General features: G+C 72.2%; 19 protein-coding genes and 1 riboswitch. Of the genes, 11 read left to right on the top strand and 8 right to left on the bottom strand.

Features of this window, described 5'->3' with window-relative positions:
* Window positions 1-271: 271 nt before the first annotated feature.
* The 3 genes from ACFQ6N_RS34915 to ACFQ6N_RS34905 are packed head-to-tail and all read right to left on the bottom strand — an operon-like array spanning window position 272 to window position 3500.
* A complete protein-coding gene (locus ACFQ6N_RS34915) occupies window positions 272-1348 on the bottom strand; it encodes a threonine aldolase family protein (RefSeq protein WP_380657872.1) in 1077 nt (358 codons plus the stop codon).
* Window positions 1345-2103 (bottom strand): SDR family NAD(P)-dependent oxidoreductase, encoded by a 759-nt coding sequence (locus ACFQ6N_RS34910; protein ID WP_380657868.1) that lies wholly within the window; start codon window positions 2101-2103, stop codon window positions 1345-1347. Before ACFQ6N_RS34910 ends, ACFQ6N_RS34915 begins: the two co-directional genes overlap by 4 nt.
* Window positions 2100-3500 (bottom strand): DUF6421 family protein, encoded by a 1401-nt coding sequence (locus tag ACFQ6N_RS34905; RefSeq protein WP_380657866.1) that lies wholly within the window; start codon window positions 3498-3500, stop codon window positions 2100-2102. Before ACFQ6N_RS34905 ends, ACFQ6N_RS34910 begins: the two co-directional genes overlap by 4 nt.
* A 575-nt stretch (window positions 3501-4075) precedes the next feature.
* Between ACFQ6N_RS34905 and ACFQ6N_RS34900 the strand changes: the two genes are divergently transcribed.
* From ACFQ6N_RS34900 to ACFQ6N_RS34880, 5 genes are all read left to right on the top strand, one after another.
* Window positions 4076-4963, top strand: coding sequence for an ABC transporter substrate-binding protein (locus tag ACFQ6N_RS34900; protein WP_380657864.1), 888 nt, complete (start codon window positions 4076-4078; stop codon window positions 4961-4963).
* 131 nt (window positions 4964-5094) lie between these two features.
* Window positions 5095-5985, top strand: a complete 891-nt coding sequence (locus tag ACFQ6N_RS34895; protein ID WP_380657870.1) for an amino acid ABC transporter permease — start codon at window positions 5095-5097, stop codon at window positions 5983-5985.
* Window positions 5982-6737: an amino acid ABC transporter ATP-binding protein gene (locus ACFQ6N_RS34890; RefSeq protein WP_380657863.1), complete on the top strand. Its 756-nt coding sequence runs from the start codon at window positions 5982-5984 to the stop codon at window positions 6735-6737. Before ACFQ6N_RS34895 ends, ACFQ6N_RS34890 begins: the two co-directional genes overlap by 4 nt.
* Before the next feature lie 317 nt (window positions 6738-7054).
* Window positions 7055-7606 carry a DUF5134 domain-containing protein gene (locus ACFQ6N_RS34885; RefSeq protein ID WP_380657861.1) on the top strand — a complete coding sequence of 184 codons (552 nt, stop codon included), beginning with the start codon at window positions 7055-7057 and terminating at the stop codon, window positions 7604-7606.
* 154 nt (window positions 7607-7760) lie between these two features.
* The gene (locus ACFQ6N_RS34880; protein ID WP_380657859.1) at window positions 7761-8708 is read left to right on the top strand and encodes a M56 family metallopeptidase; all 948 of its coding nucleotides are present in this window, start codon (window positions 7761-7763) and stop codon (window positions 8706-8708) included.
* Window positions 8709-8810: 102 nt separating this feature from the next.
* On the opposite strand, the gene ACFQ6N_RS34875 is transcribed toward ACFQ6N_RS34880, so the two are convergent.
* Entirely contained in the window at window positions 8811-9245 is a 435-nt protein-coding gene (locus ACFQ6N_RS34875; protein ID WP_380657857.1) for a MarR family winged helix-turn-helix transcriptional regulator, read from the bottom strand.
* An 87-nt stretch (window positions 9246-9332) separates the two neighbouring features.
* On the opposite strand from ACFQ6N_RS34875, the gene ACFQ6N_RS34870 reads away from it, so the two are divergent.
* Both ACFQ6N_RS34870 and ACFQ6N_RS34865 read left to right on the top strand, forming a co-directional pair.
* Entirely contained in the window at window positions 9333-10847 is a 1515-nt protein-coding gene (locus ACFQ6N_RS34870; RefSeq protein WP_380657855.1) for an MFS transporter, read from the top strand.
* Between the two features lie 229 nt (window positions 10848-11076).
* The gene (locus ACFQ6N_RS34865) at window positions 11077-11682 is read left to right on the top strand and encodes a TetR/AcrR family transcriptional regulator (RefSeq protein WP_380657853.1); all 606 of its coding nucleotides are present in this window, start codon (window positions 11077-11079) and stop codon (window positions 11680-11682) included.
* Window positions 11683-11764: 82 nt separating this feature from the next.
* On the opposite strand, the gene ACFQ6N_RS34860 is transcribed toward ACFQ6N_RS34865, so the two are convergent.
* Window positions 11765-12631 carry a helix-turn-helix domain-containing protein gene (locus ACFQ6N_RS34860; protein ID WP_380657851.1) on the bottom strand — a complete coding sequence of 289 codons (867 nt, stop codon included), beginning with the start codon at window positions 12629-12631 and terminating at the stop codon, window positions 11765-11767.
* 418 nt (window positions 12632-13049) lie between these two features.
* Between ACFQ6N_RS34860 and ACFQ6N_RS34855 the strand changes: the two genes are divergently transcribed.
* Window positions 13050-13631, top strand: a complete 582-nt coding sequence (locus ACFQ6N_RS34855; RefSeq protein ID WP_380657849.1) for an ATP-binding protein — start codon at window positions 13050-13052, stop codon at window positions 13629-13631.
* Window positions 13632-14040: 409 nt separating this feature from the next.
* On the opposite strand, the gene ACFQ6N_RS34850 is transcribed toward ACFQ6N_RS34855, so the two are convergent.
* A complete protein-coding gene (locus ACFQ6N_RS34850; RefSeq protein WP_380657847.1) occupies window positions 14041-14304 on the bottom strand; it encodes a DUF397 domain-containing protein in 264 nt (87 codons plus the stop codon).
* A 569-nt stretch (window positions 14305-14873) separates the two neighbouring features.
* Here ACFQ6N_RS34850 and ACFQ6N_RS34845 point away from each other — a divergent pair.
* The 3 genes from ACFQ6N_RS34845 (at window position 14874) to ACFQ6N_RS34835 (ending at window position 18308) form a co-directional block, all read left to right on the top strand.
* Entirely contained in the window at window positions 14874-15833 is a 960-nt protein-coding gene (locus tag ACFQ6N_RS34845) for a sirohydrochlorin chelatase (protein WP_380657845.1), read from the top strand.
* Between the two features lie 466 nt (window positions 15834-16299).
* Window positions 16300-16463: riboswitch (cyclic di-AMP (ydaO/yuaA leader) on the top strand.
* 7 nt (window positions 16464-16470) lie between these two features.
* Window positions 16471-17832, top strand: coding sequence for a transglycosylase family protein (locus tag ACFQ6N_RS34840; RefSeq protein ID WP_380657844.1), 1362 nt, complete (start codon window positions 16471-16473; stop codon window positions 17830-17832).
* 272 nt (window positions 17833-18104) lie between these two features.
* Complete coding sequence (locus tag ACFQ6N_RS34835) at window positions 18105-18308, top strand: hypothetical protein (RefSeq protein ID WP_380657843.1); 204 nt, start codon at window positions 18105-18107, stop codon at window positions 18306-18308.
* Window positions 18309-18613: 305 nt separating this feature from the next.
* On the opposite strand, the gene ACFQ6N_RS34830 is transcribed toward ACFQ6N_RS34835, so the two are convergent.
* Window positions 18614-19633, bottom strand: coding sequence for a LacI family DNA-binding transcriptional regulator (locus ACFQ6N_RS34830; RefSeq protein ID WP_380657842.1), 1020 nt, complete (start codon window positions 19631-19633; stop codon window positions 18614-18616).
* A gap of 25 nt (window positions 19634-19658) precedes the next feature.
* On the bottom strand, window positions 19659-21374 hold the full coding sequence (locus tag ACFQ6N_RS34825; protein ID WP_380657841.1) for a glycoside hydrolase family 13 protein: 1716 nt from the start codon (window positions 21372-21374) through the stop codon (window positions 19659-19661).
* Window positions 21375-21400 lie beyond the last annotated feature (26 nt).

Genomic DNA, 21400 nt, shown 5'->3' with positions numbered 1-21400 from the left:
GTTGACTTTTGGCACGCTGTTGAGTTCTCAAGGAACGGACGCTTCCTTCGGACCGCCTTCCAGCGGACCCTCCGGGCTTCGTTCTTTCGTGTTTCAAGCGTATCAGATGTTTTCCGCTCCGTTTTCCGGAGTTTCATTCATCGGATTTGCTTTCCGCTTTGCCGCCCCGGTCTCCCGCGGCGACTCCGGAACTGTACGGGGACGGGACCGCCACATGCAAATCGTCCCGCCCTGCTGTCGCAGGACGGGACGATCCGATGCTCAAGCGCCGTCAGGCGTGGCTCATCTCCTCGGCGATGGCCGCCGCGAAGGTGTCGACGTCCGTCTCCGTGGTGTCGAAGGCGCACATCCAGCGCACCTCGCCGGTGTGCTCGTTCCAGAAGTAGAAGCGGTAGCGCTTCTGCAGCCGCTCGCTCACCTCGCGCGGAAGGATCGCGAACACCGCGTTCGCCTGGACCGGGCGGACCACCTCGATGCCGTCGATCTTGCGGACCGCGGCCTCCAGCCGGCGGGCCATCGCATTGGCGTGGCCGGCGTTGCGCAGGTAGAGGTCGCCGGAGAGCAGCGCCTCGAACTGGACCGAGACGAAGCGCATCTTCGAGGCCAGCTGCATCGAGGTCTTGCGCAGGAACTGGATGTTGCGCACCCGCTCCGGGTTCAGCACCACCACGACCTCGCCGAGCATAAGGCCGTTCTTCGTCCCGCCGAAGGACAGCACGTCGACGCCCACGTCGGTGGTGAAGGCGCGCAGCGGCAGGCCGAGCGAGGCGGCGGCGTTCGCCAGCCGCGAGCCGTCGAGGTGGACGAGCATGCCCAGCTGGTGGGCGTGCTCGGTGATCGCGCGGATCTCGTCGGCCGTGTAGAGGGTGCCGAGCTCGGTGCTCTGGGTGATGGAGACCGCGAGCGGCTGCGCGCGGTGCTCGTCACCGAAGCCCCAGGCCTGCTGGTCCAGCAGTTCGGGGGTGAGCTTGCCGTCCGGGGTGGGGACGGTGAGCAGCTTGATGCCGCCGGACTTCTCCGGGGCACCGCCCTCGTCCACGTGGATGTGGGCGGTCTCGGCGCAGACCACCGCGCCCCAGCGCGGCAGGAGCGCCTGGAGGGCGACCACGTTGGCGCCGGTCCCGTTGAAGACGGGGTAGGCCTGGGCCTTCTCGCCGAAGTGGCGGCGGAAGACCTCCTGGAGGTGGACCGTGTACTCGTCCTCGCCGTAGGCGATCTGGTGACCGTCGTTGGCGAGGGCGATCGAGGCGAGGACCTCCGGGTGCACGCCGGCGTAGTTGTCGCTGGCGAAGCTGCGGACGGCGGGGTCGTGCCGCCGTACCGCGTCCGTACGGGTGGAGTCGGTCATCGGGTTGTCAGCCACAGGTGCTGTCCGTTCAGTTCTGCTGCGGGGCGGTCCCAGAGGCCCGCGAGGTGCTCGGCGAGGTCGGCTGTGTCGGTGAAACCGGCGAACTTCGCCTCCGGCTTCTCGGCCCGCATCTCGGGGCTGACCAGCGCCTTGATGACCAGGATCGCAGCCGCCGCGGTGGGCTCGCCGTCCGGGTCGGTCGTCTCCTTCTTGAAGGAGTCGGCCATGGCGAGGGTCCACGCCTCGGTGGCGGCCTTGGCGGCCGCGTAGGCGGCGCCGCCGGCGGTGGGCTTGTGCGCGGCGGCGGCGGAGATCATCGCGTAGCGGCCGGCGGGGCTGCGGACCAGCGCGGGCTGGAAGGCCAGCGAGGTGTGCTGGAGGGTGCGCACGACGGTGTCGTGCAGGAAGTCCCAGTCGTCGAGCCGGCTGTCGAAGAAGGTCTTGCTGCCGCGCCAGCCGCCGACCAGGTGGAAGAGGCCGTCGACGTGGCCGTGCTCGGACTCCAGGTGGTCGGCCCAGTCGTGGACCTCCTGCGGGTCGAGCAGGTCGATCACCTGGCCGCTGACCTTGGCTCCGCGCACCGCCACCCGGGTGGCGTCCAGGGCGGACTCCAGGCGCTGGGGGTCGATGTCGGCGCCGATCACGGTGGCACCGCCGGCGGCGAGGCGGCGCAGCACCGCGCGTCCGGCCGGGCCGCTGGCTCCGGCGACGGCGATGACCTTGCCGGCCAGCGGGGCGTTGGTGGAGGTGGTCACGCTGCGACTCCCTGGATGCCGTTGCCGGTGATGCCGGTGGTGGAGGCGATGACGCCGCTCAGCTTCTTGCTGAGGGCCTCGTAGAACATGCTCAGCGGGAACTCGTCCGGGAGCACGGCGTCGCACAGGGCCTTGTTGAGGGCCTTGCCATCGGTGATGTCGAGCGGCAGGGCCTCGGAGCCCTTCGCCCAGGTCGAGGCGGGGTGCGGGGTGAGGTAGCGGGAGACCAGCTCGTAGGCGGCGATCCAGTGGGCCGGCTTCGGCCGGTCGATGCCGTCGCGGTAGAGGGTCTCGATCTCGGCGCAGAGCTCGTTGGTGACCTTCGGGGCCCGCTCCCAGTCGATGCTGAGGCGGTTGTCCCGCCAGCGCAGCGCGTCGTGCTTGTGCAGGTAGGCGAAGAGCAGCTGGCCGCCGAGGCCGTCGTAGTTGCGCACCCGGTCACCGCTGACCGGGAAGCGGAACAGGCGGTCGAAGAGGACCGCGTACTGGACGTCGCGGGCGTGCGGGTTGCCCTCGGTCTCCAGTTTCACCGCCTCCTTGAAGGTGGTGAGGTCGCAGCGGAGCTCCTCCAGGCCGTACATCCAGAACGGGCTGCGCTGCTTGATCATGAAGGGGTCGAACGGCAGGTCGCCGTGGCTGTGGGTGCGGTCGTGGACCAGGTCCCACAGGACGAAGGTCTCCTGCGCGCGCTGCTGGTCCTGGAGCAGGCCCTCGGCGTCGGCCGGGATCTCCAGGCCGAGCTGCTGGACGGCGCTGGTGGTGACGGCGCGGAAGCGGGCGGCCTCGCGGTCGCAGAAGATACCGCCCCAGGTGAAACGTTCCGGCGCCTTGCGCACGGACACCGTCTCGGGGAAGAGCACGGCGGAGTTGGTGTCGTAGCCGGCGGTGAAGTCCGTGAAGGTGATCGGCACGAACATCGGGTTGTCGAAGCGGGTGCGCTCCAGCTCGGCCAGCCAGTCGGGCCACACGACGCTCAGCAGGACGGCTTCCAGGTTGCGGTCCGGGTTGCCGTTCTGGGTGTACATCGGGAAGACGACCAGGTGCTCCAGGCCGTCCTCGCGCTGGTCGGCGGGCTGGAAGGCGAGCAGCGAGTCCAGGAAGTCGGGCTCCCGGTAGCCGGTGTCGGCCCACTTCGCGAGGTCGGCGTCGACGGCGGCCAGGTAGGCGGCGTCGTGCGGGAAGTTCGGGGCGAGCTCCTCGACGGCGGCGCGGACCACGGCCACCAGCGGGTCGACGGTGTGCCGCTGGACGGCGCCCAGGTCGATCGAACCGTCCTTGGACTGCAGCGGGCGCAGCGTCTCGACGGCCTCCTTCAGGCGCAGCCAGGCCGGGTGGCCGGCGAGGGTCGAGACCGGGGCGTCGGCCGCCGCAGCGAGCCTTGGCGAAAGATTCTGCATCGGGGACTCACTTCGACAGGAGTTATTTCAACGTGGACACCATAAGTACGAAAGGTTCTCCTGTTCAAGGGGGCCCGGACGGGCAAAGCTGCTGCGTACCGCCGCTTCGGCCCGAAAACCCGTACCGGCGGGCCCGTTGTCCGGCATGTGGACAGTGATCTGGATGTTCTGGACAGATGCGCCGTTCTGATGCGAACCTCCCGGCATGTTCCCGGCGGTGATCACGGTGGCCGAACGCCACGACAGCCCGAACCGGCTGCCCTCCCGTCGGCACGTCCGCTGTCGCTGTCGCGCGCGTGTGCTGTGCTGTCGCCGTTGCCGCTGTTGTTGATCCGGCCACCGCCCGACCGCTGTCCCGCCGCCGACCCGGCCGCTTCGGACGCGCTTCGGAGGGGGCACTCCGGACGTGGGCCCGTACGCCGACCATGCCGTGTGTGTTCCGGCGCCGCCACCGGAGGGAAGTGACCCGCCGGGCCCCGGCCCACCCCGCCGCCCCTCCCGCCCGCCGCCGCGCCCTCCCGCCCGCCGTCCCCACTCCCTGTTGCCCCGCACGGTCCTTCCTCTGGAGCCCCGCCATGACCCCTCGCAAGCCCTCCGCCGTACTGTCCCTCGCCGCGCTGGTCGCCGCAGCGGCCGCGCTGAGCGCGTGCGCGCCCCAGGACTCGAAGTCGGACGCCGCCTCCGGCACCCCGGGCGCGGCCGGTACGTCCGCGGGCTGCGCGCCGGGGGCGCTGGCGACGCGCACCGCCGGGACGCTGACCGTCGGCACCGACAAGCCCGCGTACGACCCCTGGTTCTCCGACGACAAGCCGGAGAACGGCAAGGGCTTCGAGTCGGCCGTGGCGTACGCGGTCGCGGAGAAGCTGGGCTACCCGAAGGACAAGGTCAGCTGGGTGGTCGCACCGTTCGGCAAGGCGACCTCGCCCGGCGCCAAGGACTTCGACATCGACATCAACCAGGTGTCCATCAGCGACGAGCGCAAGCAGGCGGTGGACTTCTCCTCCGGCTACTACGACGTGCGGCAGGCCGTCATCGCGCTGAAGAACTCCAAGGCCGCGGGCGCGAAGAGCATTGCCGACCTCAAGGGCGCCAAGCTCGGCGCACAGGTCGGTACCACCAGCCTGGACACCATCACCAACACCATCAAGCCGAGCACCCAGCCCGCCGTCTTCGACTCCAACGACCTCGCCAAGGCCGCGCTGAAGAACGGCCAGGTCGAGGCGCTGGTGGTGGACCTGCCGACCGCCTTCTACATCACCGGCGCCGAGGTTCCGGAGGCCCAGGTGGTCGGCCAGTTCGAGACCGCCTCGCAGGGCGAGCAGTTCGGCCTGGTGCTGGACAAGGGCTCCAAGCTGACCGGCTGCGTGTCGCAGGCGGTGGACGCGCTGCGCGCGGACGGCACGCTGGCGAAGCTGGAGAAGCAGTGGCTCTCCGACGCCGTCGCCGCGCCGGTGCTGAAGTGAGCGCTGACCTGAGCCCCGGCACGGGCGGGGAGGCGACGGGCGAAGCGGCGTCGGCGGCCCGCCCGGCGGTCGCGGCCCGCACGACGGTCTCGGCCGGCACGGCGGTCGCGGCCGGCACCGCGGCCGAATCGGTGGTCGGTTCGGCGGTGCTCGCCAAGGCCGCGGACGGGGACGACGGCTACCGCCCGTCCGAGCGGCGCCTCGCGCACGAGGCGTACCGGCGGGCCCGGGCCCGCCGCTCCGCGCTGATCGCCGCCGCGTCGACCCTGGCGACAGCGGTCGTGCTCTACCTGCTGATCGTCAACTCCCCCGGCTGGGAGGTGACTCGGCGGACCTTCTTCAACCTCGACTACGCCCGCCAGGCGCTGCCCGAGGTGCTGAAGGGGCTGCGGCTCAACCTGGAGCTGATGCTCGGCTGCGGGGTGCTGATCATGGTGTTCGGCCTGCTGCTCGCGGTGCTGCGGACGCTGCGCGGACCGGTGTTCCTGCCGGTGCGGCTGCTCGCCACCGCGTACGTGGACTTCTTCCTCGGGCTGCCCATGATCATCTGCCTGCTGGTGATGATCACCGGGGTGCCGGCGCTGCGGCTGAGCGGGGTGACCACCGATCCGCTGCTGCTGGGCGGGGCCGCGCTGGTCCTGACGTACTCGGCGTACGTGTCGGAGGTGTTCCGCGCGGGCATCGAGTCCGTCCACCCGAGCCAGCGCGCCGCCGCCCGGTCGCTGGGGCTCACCAACGCGCAGGCGATGCGGTACGTGGTGCTGCCGCAGGCCGTCCGGCGCGTGGTGCCGCCTCTGCTCAACAACCTGGTGAGCCTGCAGAAGGACACCGGGCTGGTCTCGATCGGCGGCGCGATCGACGCGGTGTACGCGGCGAAGATCATCGCGGCCCGGTCCTTCAACTTCACGCCGTACCTGCTCGCGGGGCTGGTGTTCATCGTGCTGACCATTCCGCTGACCCGGTTCGCCGACTGGCTGACCACGCGGATGAACCGTCGGCAGTTCCAGGGAGGTGCGGTGTGACGGCGGAGGTGCTCCGGCTGGACTCGGTGCGCAAGGCCTTCGGCGCCCAGGTGGTGCTGCGCGACGTGGACCTCGCCGTGCCCGAGCACTCGGTGACGGCGCTGATCGGGGCCTCCGGCTCCGGGAAGTCCACCCTGATGCGGTGCGTCAACCTCCTGGAGGGCATCGACGACGGCGCGGTCTTCCTGGACGGCGAGGAGATCACCGACCCGCGCGCGGACGAGGACGCCGTGCGGCGCCGGATCGGGGTGGTGTTCCAGTCGTACAACCTGTTCCCGCACATGACGGTGCTGGAGAACATCACGCTCGCCCCGCGCCGGGTGCACGGGGTCGGACGGGCCGAGGCGCAGGCGCGGGCGCTGGAACTGCTCGAACGGCTCGGGCTGGCGGCCAAGGCCGGGGAGTACCCGGACCGGCTCTCCGGCGGGCAGCAGCAGCGCGTCGCGATCGTACGGGCGCTGGCCACCGGGCCCCGCCTGCTGCTGCTGGACGAGATCACTGCGGCGCTCGACCCGGTGCTGGTCGGCGAGGTGCTCTCGGTGGTGCGGGACCTCAAGGAGCAGGGGATGACGATGGTCATCTCCACCCACGAGATGGGCTTCGCGCGCGAGGTCGCCGACCAGGTCTGCTTCCTGGACGGCGGGGTGGTGCTCGAACAGGGACCGCCGGAGCAGGTGTTCGGCGAGCCGAGGGAGGAGCGGACCCGGCAGTTCCTCAGCCGGGTGGTCGCCTCGGGGCGGCTCCAGGGCTGAGTCCGGCGAGGCCCTCCGACCGGTGTGCGGCCGGGGCGTTCACCCCGAGCGGCACCCCCGTACGCCCCTGCGCGCGCCCGTACGCGCCCTGGCCAGGCCCGGTCGGGAGCCGTGATCGTGGAGCGGACGACCGTCACCGCGTACGGGGCCGGCGAACGGATGGCAGGCAACGGGGTGCGGATGACAACCGACAGATGACAGCTGACAGATTTCATCATCTGTTCGCTGACATCTGTTTGTTGTCCGCTGTTCGCTGTTCGCTGTTCGCTGCTCACCGTTCGCCGGACTCCGTCGCCCGCCGCCCCGGGAGGCCGCCGTTGCACGGACCCACCCTGGTCAACTGGCTCCTCGCCCTCCTCACCGCCGCGGCCGGCGCCTCCTGTCTCACCCGCCTGCGGCACTCCCCCTGCGCCCCGGCCGGCGCCCACCGCCCGCTCGCCCGGGAGTCGGACGCCGCCGAGGCACTGATGGGGCTCGGCATGGCCGCCATGGCCGTCGTCGGAGCCGGCGTCCCCGCCGCCGTCTGGGCCGGGCTGTTCGGCCTTCCCGCCACCGCCTTCCTGCTCGCCGCCGCCCACGCCCCGGCCGGCCGGGCCCACCGGTTGCACCACGCGGTCGGCGCGCTCGCCATGACGTACATGGCCCTGGCGATGGCGGCGGCCCCCGGCCCGCACCACCACACCGCTGGCCTGGGCCTCCCGCCACTGACCGGCGCCCTCCTCCTCTACTTCGGCGGGTACACCCTCCGGGCCGGCAGCCGGCTGCTGCGCACCTCGGCCGGCACCCTCGCGGTCGGCACCGCCGGACTGCCGCAGGCCTGCCGACTCACCATGGGCATCGGCATGTTCGCCATGCTCCTGACCATGTGACCCGATGTGCCCCCTCCGCCCGCGCACCAAGGCCCCGTGCTCGGCGTGGCGTTGGTCACTGGCCGGTCGAAAGCCGTTCCACCGGGCGTCGTCGGCGCATAGGTTGGCAGGGAGCGCGTTGTCGCGTTCCGTGCGTACTCGGGGAGCCCATGCGATGACTGCCCTGACCGGCCTGCTGCTGCTCGGCCTGCTGCTCTCGACCGTCGTGCCCCGGCTGCTGGCCCGGGCCCGCTGGGTGGAGCGCGAACCGGTGCTGGCGCTGCTGGTGTGGCAGTGCCTCGTGGTCGCGGTGCTGCTGTGCTGCGCACTGGGGCTGGTACTGGCCGCCTCCGCCGCCCTGCCCGAACTGCGGGCCCTGGTGTTCTCCGGCGCGCCGCACGGCGTGGAGGCCGCGTACGGCCTGCAGGACGCCGAGGGCTGGGGCCGGCTGTGCGCCGCGGTGCTCGCGGCGGGCGGGGTGCAGACGGTGCTGGCACTCACCCGCGAGGTCCGTACGGCAAAGGCGCTGCGCGACCGACGGCACGCGCAACTGGCCACCAGGGCGCCTGAGTTGCCCGGGTCGATCGAGACCGGCCGCAGGCGCGGGGAGCGGCTGGTGGTACTGGAGAACATCCGCCCGGAGGCATGGTCGCTGCCCGGCCCGAACTCCCGCCTGGTGGTCACCACCGGCGCCCTCCAGCAGCTGACCCACCGGGAGCTGGCGGCCGTGCTGAGCCATGAGCGCGGCCACGTCCGGGCCCGGCACCACTGGCTGCAGCAGTTCGCGCAGGCGCTCGCCTCCGGGTTCCCCGGCGTCGGCGTGTTCAGCGCCTTCCGGGACCAGGTGGCCGAGCTGGTCGAGCTGGCGGCCGACGACCGGGCCGCGCGTCGGCACGGCCGGCACACCACCGCCCTCGCCCTGGCCGAACTCAACCTGGACCGCGGGGTGTTCGGCTCCTGCCCGCCCGGCCTGGCGCAGTCCCCCAAGCGGGTGGACCGGCTGCTCGCGGGCCGTCCGCGACTGACCGTTCCGCACCGGCTGCGGCTCACCGTCACGGCCCTCGCCGCGCCCGCCGCGGTCGTCCTGCTGGCCGCCGGTCCGGGGCTGCGTTCGCTGCTCTGAGCCGACGTCGAGCCGCCCCCCGGGCGAGGGCGCCCGGTCGAGAGCACCCAGTCGAAGCGACCCGATCGAAGCAACCTGAGGGAAAGGGGAGTTGACGCCCGGTCAGCTCGGCTGCGACCCCGGACAGACCCCGCCGGGCAGGTCGCCGAGGGTCAGGTCCAGCACCTCGCGGTGGAGCGGCCTGGCCTGCTCGTACCGCTCCCGGCCGGCGTCGGTCAGGGTGAGCATGATGCCCCGCCGGTCGCTCTCGCACATCGCCCGGACGACCAGGCCGGCCTTCTCCAGGCGGGCGATCAGCCGGGACAGGGCGCTCTGACTCAGGTGGACGGTGGGGGCCAGTTCGCTGACCCGTAGCGCGTGGTCGGCGCCCGAGCACCCCTCCACGAGTCGCTCCAGCACCTCGAACTCGCTCATGCCCAGCCCGAACCGGTCGCCCAGCTCGCGATCGAGCAGGCAGGCGGTCGCGGCGTGCCGGGCCAGCAGCTCGCGCCACTGCGCGACGAGACCGGCCTCCGCCGGGGAGTCGAGTTCAGCCACGCGGCCACCCTAGCACGTGCAGAGGAAACTATTGCGTTCACATCTAATTCATTTGCATTGAATGCATGCGCATGTACTGTCCTCCCCATGACCACCGCGACCGTCTCGCCCCCCGACGCCCCGTCAACCGGCGGGCCGCACTGGACCCCCCGCCTCTGGGGCACCCTGATCGTGCTCTGCGCCGCCATGTTCCTGGACGCCCTGGACGTCTCGATGGTGGGCGTGGCCCTGCCGTCCATCGGCTCCGAGCTGCACCTGTCCACCTCGACCCTGCAATGGGTCGTCTCCGGTTACGTGCTCGGCTACGGCGGCCTGCTGCTGCTCGGCGGCCGCGCCGCCGACCTGCTCGGCCGCCGCCGGGTCTTCCTGGTCGCGCTGGGCGCCTTCGCCGCCGCCTCGCTGCTCGGCGGCCTGGTCGACGACGGCGGCCTGCTGATCGCGGCCCGCTTCCTCAAGGGCGTCAGCGCCGCCTTCACCGCCCCCGCCGGACTGTCGATCATCACCACGACCTTCGCCGAGGGCCCGGCCCGCAACCGCGCGCTGTCGATCTACACCACCTGCGGCGCCAGCGGCTTCTCGCTCGGCCTGGTGCTGAGCGGGCTGCTCACCTCGGTCGGCTGGCGCTGGACCTTCCTGATGCCCGTCCCGGTGGCGCTGCTCGCCCTGGTCTTCGCGGTCCGTCTGCTCCCCCGCCCGACCGAGGCGCCCGCCAAGGGCGGCTACGACGTCCTGGGTGCGATCACCGGCACCGCGACCGTCCTGCTGCTGGTGTTCACCGTCACCGAGGCGCAGGGCGCCGGCTGGCTGAGCCCGCGCACGCTCGGCTCGCTGGTCGTGGTCGCCGCGCTGGCCGCCGCCTTCCTGGTTGTCGAGAGCCGCACCGCCCACCCGCTGGTCCGGCTCGGCATCTTCCGCAACGGCTCGGTCGCCCGGGCCAACGTGGTCGCCTTCGCGATGACCGGCGCGTACGGCGGGTTCCAGTTCGTGGTCACGCTCTACCTCCAGCACCTGCTCGGCTGGTCGGCCCTGCAGATGGCCCTCGGACTGCTGCCGGCCGGAGCGTTCATCGCCCTCTCGGCCCCGTTCATGGGCCCGATCGTGGACCGCTTCGGCACCGCGCGGCTGCTTCCGATCGGCCTGCTCGCCCTGACCGGCGCCTTCGCCCTCTTCCTGCGCCTGGACGAGCACAGCTCCTACGTGGCGCTGGTGCTGCCCTCGATGCTGCTGCTCGGCGTGGGCTTCGCGCTCGCCTTCCCCTCGGTGAACATCGCGGCCACCGACGGGGTGGCCGACGAGGAGCAGGGCCTGGCCTCCGGCCTGGTGAACACGGCGATCCAGGTCGGCACCGCGGTGGTGCTGGCCGGGGCGACCGCGATGATCACGGCCGGCAGCGCGGGCGGCGACAGTCCGCAGGCCCAGCTGGACGGCTACCGGCCGGCGCTGGTGTTCGTCGCGGCGGTCGCGCTGGTCGGCCTGGTGGTCGCGGCGGCCGGGGCCCTGGTGGGACGGCGCCGGAATTCAGCACCGGTGTCGGTGCCTGATTATGATTATCCGTCAGTCGGGTCGCCGGTGGCCCGGACCGAAGTCCTGACCGAACGCTGATCCCTGGGCCCCGCCCGAGGCCGACCCCGGCTTCTCGGACAATGGCGCCGGCTCCACCAAACCCCCGTGTTGGTGGAGCCGGCCGTCTTGGTACCGGCCGCCCGGGCGGCGCCCCGTCGGGGCACGGTCGCACGGTGCGGCTGTCGGCTCCGCCAGTATATTGGCCCGGAGCCAACGAACGTTCGGAGCAGACACGATGGCACCTCGCGGGGAGTCGGTCAATGAGGAGATGCGGCAACGCTCCCGCCGACGCATCATGCGGGCCACCGTCGAACTGGTTGACCAGCGCGGTTACGCGGGCACCACGCTGACCGACATCGCCGAGCGGGCCGGGCTCGCCCGCGGCCTGCTTTCGTACTACTTCGACGGCAAACGGCTGCTCCTGCAATCCGCCACGCACCGGATGATGCACCAGTCGCTCTCCACCGCGCTCGCGGAACTCGCGCCCGGCGCCTCCCCCGAGGCCCGACTGGCCCGCGCCATCGACACCGTCCTCGGACTGGCGATGGACCACCCCCGGGTGATGCGCTCCCACCTCGCGCTGATCCTCGACCCCGACACCGGCGCCTTCGTCCAGGACCCGGAGCAGCAGCAGCTCGGCGCCATCCTCCAGGGCCTACTGGACGACTGGGGCGCGCCGGACCCGGTCGCCGAGCACGCGGTGCTGCGCAGCGCGCTGATGGGCGGCTGCATAGGAGTGCTGCTGCCCGGCGCCGAGATCCCGCTGGCCCCGATCCGGGCCGACCTCTTCCGCCGCTACGACCTCGCCTGGCACCTGGGCCGCCCGCCGCAGGCCGGGCCCCCGGAACGCGAAAGGCCGCCGGCCCGCGGTTGACGACGGGTGGGCGGCCTGCCAGTGGCGGCCTGCTGCCGGGGCTCCCGAGGGAGGGACCTCACGGGCCCCGGGCGGCAGCGGCTCAGCGCTCCTTCAGGATCGAGGCGAGCAGGTCTATGGTGCGCTCCGGCGTGAGGCTGTCCACGCAGAGTCGCTCCATGACCTGGATGTACGCGTCGACGTCGTCGCGCTTGTCCAGGTAGAGCGCGCTGGTCAGCTGCTCCAGGTAGACCACGTCCGCGAGGTCCTGCTCGGGGAAGCGCAGGATCGTGAACGCCCCGGACTCGCCCGCGTGCGCGCCGAAGCGGAACGGCATGACCTGGATCACCACGTTGGCCTGCTCGGCGACGTCGATCAGGTACTGCACCTGACCGCGCATCACCTTGGGCCCGCCGACCGGCCTGCGCAGCGCGGCCTCGTCGATGACCGCCCACAGGCGCGGATTGGCGCCCTCCGCCAGCAGCTTCTGGCGGCGCAGGCGGAGGCTGACCCGCCGCTCGACCTCCTCCTCGCTGATCACCGGCCGACTCTGGCCGAAAACCGCCCGCGCGTACTCCTCGGACTGCAGCAGGCCGGGGATGAACTGCACCTCGTACGTGCGGATCAGCTGGGCGGCCTCCTCCAGGCCGACGTACGTCTGGAACCAGCCCGGCAGCACATCGTTGAAGCTGTGCCACCAGCCGGACTTGTTGGCCTCGCGGACCAGGCCGAGCAGGGCTTCCCGCTCCATCCCGTCGTCGACGCCGTACAGGCTGAGCAGGTCGGCGACGTCGCGCTCCTTGAAGCTGACGCGGCCGAGTTCCATGCGGCTGATCTTGGACTCGGAAGCCCGGATCGCGTAGCCCGCGTCCTCGCGGGTGATGCCGCGCGCCTCACGAAGGCGACGCAGCTGCGAGCCGAGGAGGATCCGGCGGACCATCGAGCCGCCGCCCGGCTGAACTGTGGTCATGCGGTCGAAACCTCCACCTAGGGCAAACAGCGCACAGTCTGCCATCAGTTGAGCGCTCACGGTGCCGATACTGACGGATGTTCCTATCAGTTCTGCACTCCGCACACCAGGATGCACGTGCATCCGGCGCTTGCATATGCCAATAGTGCGACTGCACGTGAATCGACTCTTGCATCTGCAGTGAGCGCACACCACCATGGTGCACGTGCACCTGCACATCCCTGGCAATCCCGCGGGCTCCGCGTCGACCCCACGCGCGACTCCGTGCACCGGCCCGACGGCGTCCCCCGCGCCATCGGGCGTTCGAGTGCGCGCGCGCCTGGTCGAGGGGGCGGCCGAGCGGCCGAGCGAGTCGGAGGTGACCGGCATGACCCCGGCGGGTCCAGCCGTGTCCGCCCCCTTATGGGAGGAGCTCTTCATGAGCACCGGTACGGCTTTGGCGGTTGACCCCCATGTGGTCACCTGTACGCTCGCTCCTCGCTTCGAAGCAGTCAGAACCGCGCGCGACTTCGCCCGGACCACGCTCCAGCGCTGGGGACTGCCGGAGCTGTTCGACGACGTCGCGCTGGTGGCCTCGGAACTCGTGACCAACGCGCTGCGGCATGCGATCGGCGCACGGCCCGACCCGTCGGGCGGCGCCCTGGGCGAGTACGACTTTCCCATACAGCCGACGCCCGAAGGCCGGCTGCCGATCCGAATAAGCCTGGTGCACCGCGCACCCCAGGTGGTCTGCGCGGTGAGCGACCCCAGCAGCATCGGCCCGGTGGCCCGGGAGGCGGACTTCGTCGCCGAATCCGGCCGGGGACTGCACCTCGTGGAGTCCTTCAGCCGCTCCTGGGGCTGGCACCCGCTGGGCAGCGGCAAGGTGGTCTGGGCCCTGTTCGAGGCGGAGCCGGCGGACGGCCCGCTCGACGGGCACCCGGAGCTCGGCGGACGTTCGGCACTCGACGCACTCGGCGGACCGGTCGATGTCGGTGGACGGCACCGGCGCTCGGCCTAGGGTCGGACGGCCGGGGCCGGACGGCGCGCGGCCGGTCGGAGGAGCCCCCGGGAGGACCACGCCCCGACCCCGTCCACCTGGTCCCGTCCACGGCTCGCCCCGTCGCACCGACGGTTCGCCCCGGACGGCGGACGGCTCACCCCGGACGGCGGACGGCTCACCCCGGGAGAGCGCCGGCTCGCCCCCGGGCGACGGGCGGCCCGCCTGGCAGGTCGTCGCTTCGTCCCGGCGGAACGGGTTTTCGCCGCGCGGGCGAGTGGAACGGGCGGCCGCACGACCGGAACCGGACGCCGCGCGGGCGCAACGGGCCGCCGCACGGGCGGGGGCGGAGCGGACGCCGGCACAAGACAAAGGCCGTCGTGGTGTCGGCACCCACGACGGCCCCCAGATGGTGAAGCACGGCGGCCGGTCAGACCGCCAGGTGGTCGAACTCCCCGTCCTTGGCCCCCAGCAGCAGGGCGGCGATCTCGGCCCGGGTGTAGATGAGCGCCGGTCCGTCCGGGAAGCGCGAGTTGCGCATCGCCACATCGCCGCCCGGCAGGGCCGCGAACTCGACGCAGTTGCCCTGGGAGTTGCTGTGCAGGCTCTTCTGCCAGACCACCCCCGTGAGATCGGCCGCGGCCATCCCGTTGAAGGTGTCGAGCGAGCCGTGCGTGTCCTGCGAGTCGTGCATAGAAATCTCCCGAAGAGCTCCGGAGTTGTCGTCCAGCGCGGCGCCCCCGGCACCGCCGAACGAACGGACCGGCCCCGTACCGGCCCGGCACAACGCCTCACTTGACGCGATGATAGCCGCAGTGCACGTGCATCAGCACGGGACAGTGCAGGTGCACGAGGCCTTTCACCCGCGGTCCCGAACTCTTCACGGGACCTTCTCCTGACGGCACGTAAACGGACATAGCCGACTGAATCGCCGACCCCCCGATAACCGGCCGTGAGCGGCCCCCCGCTGAATGTTGATCTTCGGACGCCGGGAGTCGCACCGTCGTGACCCTCCGTCAGACGAGCTCCCGCCTGTGAGACATCTCACGCGCCACAGACGGAACGCGGCGCCCCACCGGACGCGTCAAGGCAATGACCGACCCTCACCCGGGAGTCGGGCGAGGAATGTCCGGATTGTAGGCAAACCACCCGGACCGGTACGTACGACGCACCGGGTCGGCGCCGGGTCCGCACGGCGGCCGCGCGAAGCCCGCACGGCAGCCGACTGCGGGCCTGACGGGCCGATGTCCTACGATCTCCGGCATGAGCACCGCAGCCATCCCGGGCGCGCCACTGCCCGTCCGCACTCCAGGCTCCCGTGCGCGGGGGCGCCACCGTCGTCCCGAGCGCCCCGAGATCCCCTCCGGCGCCCAGGCCCTGGTGCTCGCCGTACCCGCGACCGCCGGGCCCGAGTCCCGCACGGTCGTCGAGGAACTGCTCTCGATCATCCGCAGCGAGCAGAACGGCGTCCAGGCCGCGGCCGGCTACCTCTCCGGCGGGTCCGCCGAGGGCGCGGGCGACGAGGACCGCACCGTCGCCGAGATCCTGGCCCGCACCGCCGAGGCCGGGCTGCCGATGCCCGTCCTGGTGCCGCTGGTGCCGGGCCCGCACGACTTCCTGACCGAACTCCACGCGCTCGCCGCCGAGTACGGCGCCCCCGTCACCGACGCGCTGGGCCCGCACCCGCTGCTCGCCGAGGCCGTGCACGTCCGACTGTCCGAGGCCGGCCTCGCCCGCGCCGACCGGGCCCGGCTGTTCGCCATCGCGACCGCCGCGGACGGCGTGGTCCTGACCACCGTCGGCGGCGAGGACGCGGCCGCCGCGGCCGGCATCACCGGTGTGCTGCTCGCAGCCCGCCTGGCCGTCCCCGTCGTCTCCGCGGCGCTCGACGTGCCCGGCTCGGTCGCCGCGGCCGTCAACCACCTCAAGGAGACCGGCTCCCAGCGCCCGGCCCTGGCTCCGCTGGTGATCGGCCCGGAGGCCGACTCCGAGCTGCTCGCCACGGCCGCCGAGGAGACGGGCTGCCCGTCGGCGGCGCCGCTGGGCGCGTACCCGACCGTCGGCCAGCTGATCGCCTCCACCTACCTGGCCGCGCTGCCCACGCCGTCCGCGGAGGACCTGGCGCGGGCCGAGGCGGAGGCGGCGGCCGCCGCCGAGGCCGAAGGGGCCACCGGAGGCGCCCGCGGCGCCCACGCGGCCGCCGAGGGGCCCGCCGGGCAGTAGTCGCCCACGAGGACACCGCGCCCTTCGGCGCACGCAGGGCCCGGAACGGATCGCCGTTCCGGGCCCTGTGCTTTGCCTTCCCGCACCGCGCGGGGTCGCGGCGGTTATGGGAGTCGGGCGGGCAATGGAATGGAATGTCCGTTCTGGTGCCATTTACAAGGAAATGGCGAGCGCACCCTTCGGCGCTCGAATCCCGACCGCTCCCCCGGCTTCACAACCGCGCCCTATCGCACTCCGACGCGCCGTCACGGAATTTCTGAGACAAAGACAGTTGTGGGTATCCGCAACATCATTGCCCGAAGACGATCATTTCCGATCATGATTGCCAGCTATTTTGGCGGTTCCCACTAAACCGTGATGTGCGTCACAGCTATTTGCAGTTTGAACTTAAGTCTGCTTAACGTGCTCCCCGTTCGTGACCACACGAACCCGGTTCATCCGCGACGCCGAGTCCTGCCGTCGGATGTTTCCGGCAGTGCGAAAGCATCACGGCAGGAGCGGGGGACCCACAGGTAAGTCGCCCCGGACCGTTCCCGGAACGGTTCAGGGCTAGGGGTGAAGCCGCCTTGTGCGGCCGGGCAACTCCAGCCCGAATCCGACAGCTCACCTCGCAGGCGTGGGAGAGGACCGCGTTCTCATGCTGCCCACCAATGGCACCAGCCTGTCCAGCCGCACCCGTCGCGTGATCGCCGCCATCGGCGTCGCCGGCGTCGGCCTCACCGTCCCGTGCCTCACCTCCGGCACCGCCTCCGCCGCCTCCGTCGCCACCTGGGACAAGGTCGCCCAGTGCGAGAGCACCGGCAACTGGAGCATCAACACCGGCAACGGCTTCTACGGCGGCCTCCAGTTCACCTCCAGCACCTGGGCGGCCTTCGGCGGCACCGCCTACGCCGCGCGTGCCGACCTGGCCACCAAGGACCAGCAGATCGCCGTCGCCGAGAAGGTCCTGGCCTCGCAGGGCCCCGGCGCCTGGCCGGTCTGCTCGGTCCAGGCCGGCCTGACCAAGGGCGGTGCCTCGGCGTCCGTCGACACCTCGGCCGCCGCCAAGCCGGCCGCCCCGGCCCAGGCTCCGGCCGCCCCGGCCGCCAAGCCCACCGCCAAGCCGGCGCCTTCCCAGACCCCGGCTCAGGCCCCGTCCCAGGCCCCGTCCCAGGCCCCGGCCGCGAAGCCCGCCAAGCCGGCCGCGCCCGCCCAGGGCGACGCCCAGGCCGCCACCGACTCGGCCACGAGCACCTGGGCCCAGAAGCGCCAGCAGCAGGCCCAGGGCGGCGACTACACCGTCGTCGCGGGCGACTGGCTGTCCTCCATCGCGGACAAGAACAACGTCCAGGGCGGCTGGCAGCGGCTGTACGACCTCAACCGCGGCACCCTGACCGAGGGCCCGGACACCATCTACCCGGGCCAGCACCTGTCGTTCAACGACCGCGGCCAGGCCCCGCAGTCGGCCTCGGCCGACCAGTCCGCCTCCTCGGCCACGTCCGGCTCGGACTTCACCTGGTTCAACCGCTCGCAGAAGTCCGGCCAGACCACGAACGGCGGCGCCGTGAACGCCAAGCCGGCCGCCCAGGCGCAGACCCCGGCCCCGGCCGCCAAGCCGTCCGCCCCGGCGCAGACCCCGGCCCCGGCCCCGGCCGCCACTGGCAGCATGGCCGCCGCGGTCTCCTTCGCCGAGTCCAAGGTCGGCCAGGCCTACGTCTACGGCGGCACCGGCAACGGCGGCTGGGACTGCTCCGGCCTGACCCAGGCCGCGCTGCGCGCCGCGGGCGTCTCCGTCCCGCGCGTCGCCGCCGACCAGGCCGCCGCCAGCACCCACGTCTCGCTGGACAGCCTGCAGCCGGGCGACCTGCTGTTCTGGTCCAACAACGGCAAGGACTCGGGCGTCTACCACGTCGCGATCTACGTCGGCGGCGGCAAGTACGTCGAGGCCGCCAACCCGAGCTCGGGCGTCCGCGAGCAGACCGTCGCCAACTGGGCCCCGGACTTCGCCGGCCGGGTCTGAGGAACGCCGAGCGGCCTACGGCGAACCGCCGTAGGCCGACGGATGACAGCGGACAGCGGACAGCGAACGGATTTCAGATAACAGAAGACAGATTTCAACATCTGTCAGCTGTTACCCGTCAGCCCTCGCCATCCGCCGGAACGCTGACCACCCGCCACCCCCGGGGAGAGTCTGGTCGCTCTCCCCGGGGGTTCCGGCGTATCCGGTGAATCCCCGTGGCGAAAGCCCGCCCCGACGGGCATGCTGCTGCTCTGCACCCGAGGAGGAGTCACATGGCCCAGGTCACCGTCACCCTCGACGCGAACCTCGCGATCGACGCGATGCTGCTCTCCGGTACCAAGAGCCCGCAGGACGCCGTCGAACTGGTCCTGCGCGACTACCTGGCCCGCGGCCGCCGCACCGAGACCCGCACCGGCGACGCCTCCGACGCCGACCGCCTCCCCCGGAACCGCCCCACCGACCACGAGCGCGGCTGAGCACGGCCGACCGAGGGCACGCCCACCACGGGCACGACCCACCGCGGGCACAACCCACCACGGGAACGGCCGACCGCAGGCACGACCGAGCGCGGGCACAACCCACCACGGGAACGGCCGACCGCAGGCACGGCCGAGCGCGGGCACAACCCACCACGGGAACGGCCGACCGCAGGCACGGCCGAGCGCGGGCACAACCCACCACGGGAACGGCCGACCGCAGGCACGGCCGAGCGCGGGCACGCCGACGGGCCCCGGAGCGCAACTGCCCTCCGGGGCCCGTCCCTTGGCCCATGGGCCGGCGCTCAGCGCGCGCAGGCCCCGGTGGAACCGCGCATGACCAGCTCCGGCTGGAACATGAACTCGCCGCGCTGGACGGCGTTCCCGCCGACCTCCTCCAGCAGCGCGTCCACCGCCGCCGTGGCCATCGCCTCGACCGGCTGCCGGATCGTCGTCAACGGCGGTTCGGTGAAGGCGATCAGCGGCGAGTCGTCGAAGCCGACCACCGACACGTCCTGCGGCACCGACAGCCCGCGCTGCCGCACCGCCCGGATCGCCCCGAGCGCCATCATGTCGCTCCCGCAGACGATCGCCGTGCACCCCTTGTCGAGCAGCGCACCGGCCGCCGCGTGCCCGCCCTCCACGCTGAACAGCGTGTGGTGGACGAGGTCCTCGGCCTCCTCCCGGGTGCGCCCGAGCACCTCGCGCAGCGCCGCCGTGAAGCCCTCGATCTTGCGCAGCACCGGCACGTACCGGCGCTGCCCGACGGCCAGCCCGATCCGCTCGTGCCCGAGTTCGGCCAGGTGCTGGACGGCCATCCACATCGCGGCCCGGTCGTCCGGCGAGATGAACGGCGCGTCGATCTTCTCGCTGTAGCCGTTGATCAGCACGAACGGCACGCCGCGCCCGGACAGCCGGGCGTAGCGGTCGTGATCGGCGGTGGTGTCGGCGTGCAGTCCGGAGACGAAGACGATGCCCGCCACGCCCCGGTCCACCAGCATCTCCACCAGTTCGTCCTCGGTGGATCCGCCCGGGGTCTGGGTGCACAGCACCGGGGTGAAGCCGTGCCGGCTGAGCACCTGCTCGATCACCTGCGCCAGCGCGGGGAAGATCGGGTTGCTCAGCTCCGGCGTGATCAGCCCGATCAGCCCGGCGCTGCGCTGGCGCAGCCGGGTCGGCCGCTCGTATCCGAGCACGTCGAGCGCCGCCAGCACGGTCTGCCGGGTGGCGGCGGAGACGTTCGCCTTGCCGTTGAGTACGCGGGAGACGGTGGCTTCGCTGACCCCCGCCTGCGCCGCGATGTCTGAGAGTCGCGCCGTAGTCACGGTCCCAGAGCCTATTGCAACCACGTCAGACCGCCCACCAGCCGGTGCTGTCCGGAGCGAGGACCGTCTCGCCGCCGTCCACCACGAGCTCGGCCGAGGCGAGCAGCAGCGTGCCCGGGGCCGCGATCCGGACCGGTGCGCCGGTGGTGTTCACGGTGCAGACGAAGGAGCCGCGGCGGAAGGCGAGGGTGCCCTCGGGGCCGTCGAGCCACTCGACGCCGGTGCCGGCGCCGAGGTCGGTCCGGGCCCGGCGGACGGCCAGCGCGCTGCGGTAGAGCTCCAGGGTGGAGGACGGGTCGCCGGTCTGCGCCTCGACGCTCAGCTCGGCCCACTCGGCGGGCTGCGGCAGCCAGGACGGCCCGCCGGCCACCGGGCCGAAGCCGTACGGGGCTTCGGTGCCGGACCACGGGATCGGCACGCGGCAGCCGTCGCGGTAGCCGTCCTGTCCGGCCTGGCGGAAGAACGACGGGTCCTGGCGCACCTCGTCGGGCAGGTCGGTGACGTCGGGCAGGCCGAGCTCCTCGCCCTGGTAGACGTACGCGGAGCCGGGCAGCGCGAGCATCAGCAGAGTGGCGGCGCGGGCCCTGCGCAGGCCCAGCGGACGGTCGCCCGGGGTGCGGATCTGGGTGCCGAGGCCGGGCTCGTTGGCGAAGCGGGTGGCGTGCCGGGTGACGTCGTGGTTGGACAGCACCCAGGTGGTGGGGGCGTCGACCGGGCGCATCGAGTCGAGCGAGAGGTCGATCACCTCGCGCAGCGCGGCGGCCTCCCAGTCGGTGCCCAGGTACTGGAAGTTGAACGCCTGGTGCAGTTCGTCGGGGCGGACGTAGTTGGCGGTGCGCTGGACGGTCGGGGTCCAGGCCTCGGCGACGCCGATCCGCTGCCCCGGGTACTCGTCGAGGATGCCGCGCCAGCTGCGGTAGATCTCGTGCACGCCGTCCTGGTCGAAGAACGGCATGACGTCGTTGCCGAGCAGCTTGAGCTGGTCGGCGCCGCCGAGGTCGGGCAGGCCGGGGGCCTTGACCAGGCCGTGGGCGACGTCGATGCGGAAGCCGTCCACGCCCATGTCGAGCCAGAACCGCAGGATCGAGCGGAACTCGTCGGCGACGGCCGGGTTGTCCCAGTCGAAGTCGGGCTGCTCGGGGGCGAAGAGGTGCAGGTACCAGTCGCCGGGGGTGCCGTCCGGGTTCTCGGTGCGGGTCCAGGCCGGGCCGCCGAAGATGGACTCCCAGTCGTTGGGCGGCAGTTCGCCCTTCTCGCCCTTGCCGGGCCGGAAGTGGTAGCGGTCGCGCAGCGGGGAGCCGGGGCCCTCGCGCAGGGCGCGCTGGAACCACTCGTGCTGGTCCGAGGAGTGGTTGGGGACCAGGTCGACGATGATCCGCAGCCCCAGCTCGTGCGCGTCCCGGATGAGGGCGTCGGCGTCCGGCAGGGTGCCGAACATCGGGTCCACCGCGCGGTAGTCGGCGACGTCGTAGCCGGCGTCCGCCTGCGGGGAGGCGTAGAACGGCGAGAGCCAGACCGCGTCCACGCCGAGGTCGCGCAGGTACGGCAGGCGGCTGCGGATGCCGGGGAGGTCGCCCATGCCGTCACCGTTGGAGTCGGCGAAACTGCGCGGGTACACCTGGTAGATGACCGCGTCCCGCCACCAGTCTCTGGCCGCGCCGCCAGTCACAGGAGCCGGGGTGGCCGCCTCGTGAGCGGTCTCGGCGGCAGGCCGGGAGGTGTCGGCCAGGTTCTGGGTCATGGACGGTATCCCTCGGGGATCGGAGG

It is taken from the genome of Kitasatospora sp. NPDC056446 (genome assembly GCF_042796115.1).
In the GTDB taxonomy this organism is placed as follows: domain Bacteria; phylum Actinomycetota; class Actinomycetes; order Streptomycetales; family Streptomycetaceae; genus Kitasatospora.
The sequence above is the reverse complement of the archived record's forward strand: the minus strand, read 5'-3'. Positions and strand labels throughout refer to the sequence as shown.

Bases quoted from the DNA above. Each gene is read 5' to 3' on its own strand.
- ACFQ6N_RS34865 (WP_380657853.1), top strand. From the start codon at position 11,077: ATGCGGCAACGCTCCCGCCGACGCATCATGCGGGCCACCGTCGAACTG.
- ACFQ6N_RS34900 (WP_380657864.1), top strand. From the start codon at position 4,076: ATGACCCCTCGCAAGCCCTCCGCCGTACTGTCCCTCGCCGCGCTGGTC.
- ACFQ6N_RS34860 (WP_380657851.1), bottom strand. From the start codon at position 12,631: ATGACCACAGTTCAGCCGGGCGGCGGCTCGATGGTCCGCCGGATCCTC.
- ACFQ6N_RS34870 (WP_380657855.1), top strand. From the start codon at position 9,333: ATGACCACCGCGACCGTCTCGCCCCCCGACGCCCCGTCAACCGGCGGG.
- ACFQ6N_RS34880 (WP_380657859.1), top strand. From the start codon at position 7,761: ATGACTGCCCTGACCGGCCTGCTGCTGCTCGGCCTGCTGCTCTCGACC.
- ACFQ6N_RS34835 (WP_380657843.1), top strand. From the start codon at position 18,105: ATGGCCCAGGTCACCGTCACCCTCGACGCGAACCTCGCGATCGACGCG.
- ACFQ6N_RS34905 (WP_380657866.1), bottom strand. From the start codon at position 3,500: ATGCAGAATCTTTCGCCAAGGCTCGCTGCGGCGGCCGACGCCCCGGTC.
- ACFQ6N_RS34825 (WP_380657841.1), bottom strand. From the start codon at position 21,374: ATGACCCAGAACCTGGCCGACACCTCCCGGCCTGCCGCCGAGACCGCT.
- ACFQ6N_RS34915 (WP_380657872.1), bottom strand. From the start codon at position 1,348: ATGACCGACTCCACCCGTACGGACGCGGTACGGCGGCACGACCCCGCC.
- ACFQ6N_RS34845 (WP_380657845.1), top strand. From the start codon at position 14,874: ATGAGCACCGCAGCCATCCCGGGCGCGCCACTGCCCGTCCGCACTCCA.
- ACFQ6N_RS34840 (WP_380657844.1), top strand. From the start codon at position 16,471: ATGCTGCCCACCAATGGCACCAGCCTGTCCAGCCGCACCCGTCGCGTG.
- ACFQ6N_RS34855 (WP_380657849.1), top strand. From the start codon at position 13,050: ATGAGCACCGGTACGGCTTTGGCGGTTGACCCCCATGTGGTCACCTGT.
- ACFQ6N_RS34850 (WP_380657847.1), bottom strand. From the start codon at position 14,304: ATGCACGACTCGCAGGACACGCACGGCTCGCTCGACACCTTCAACGGG.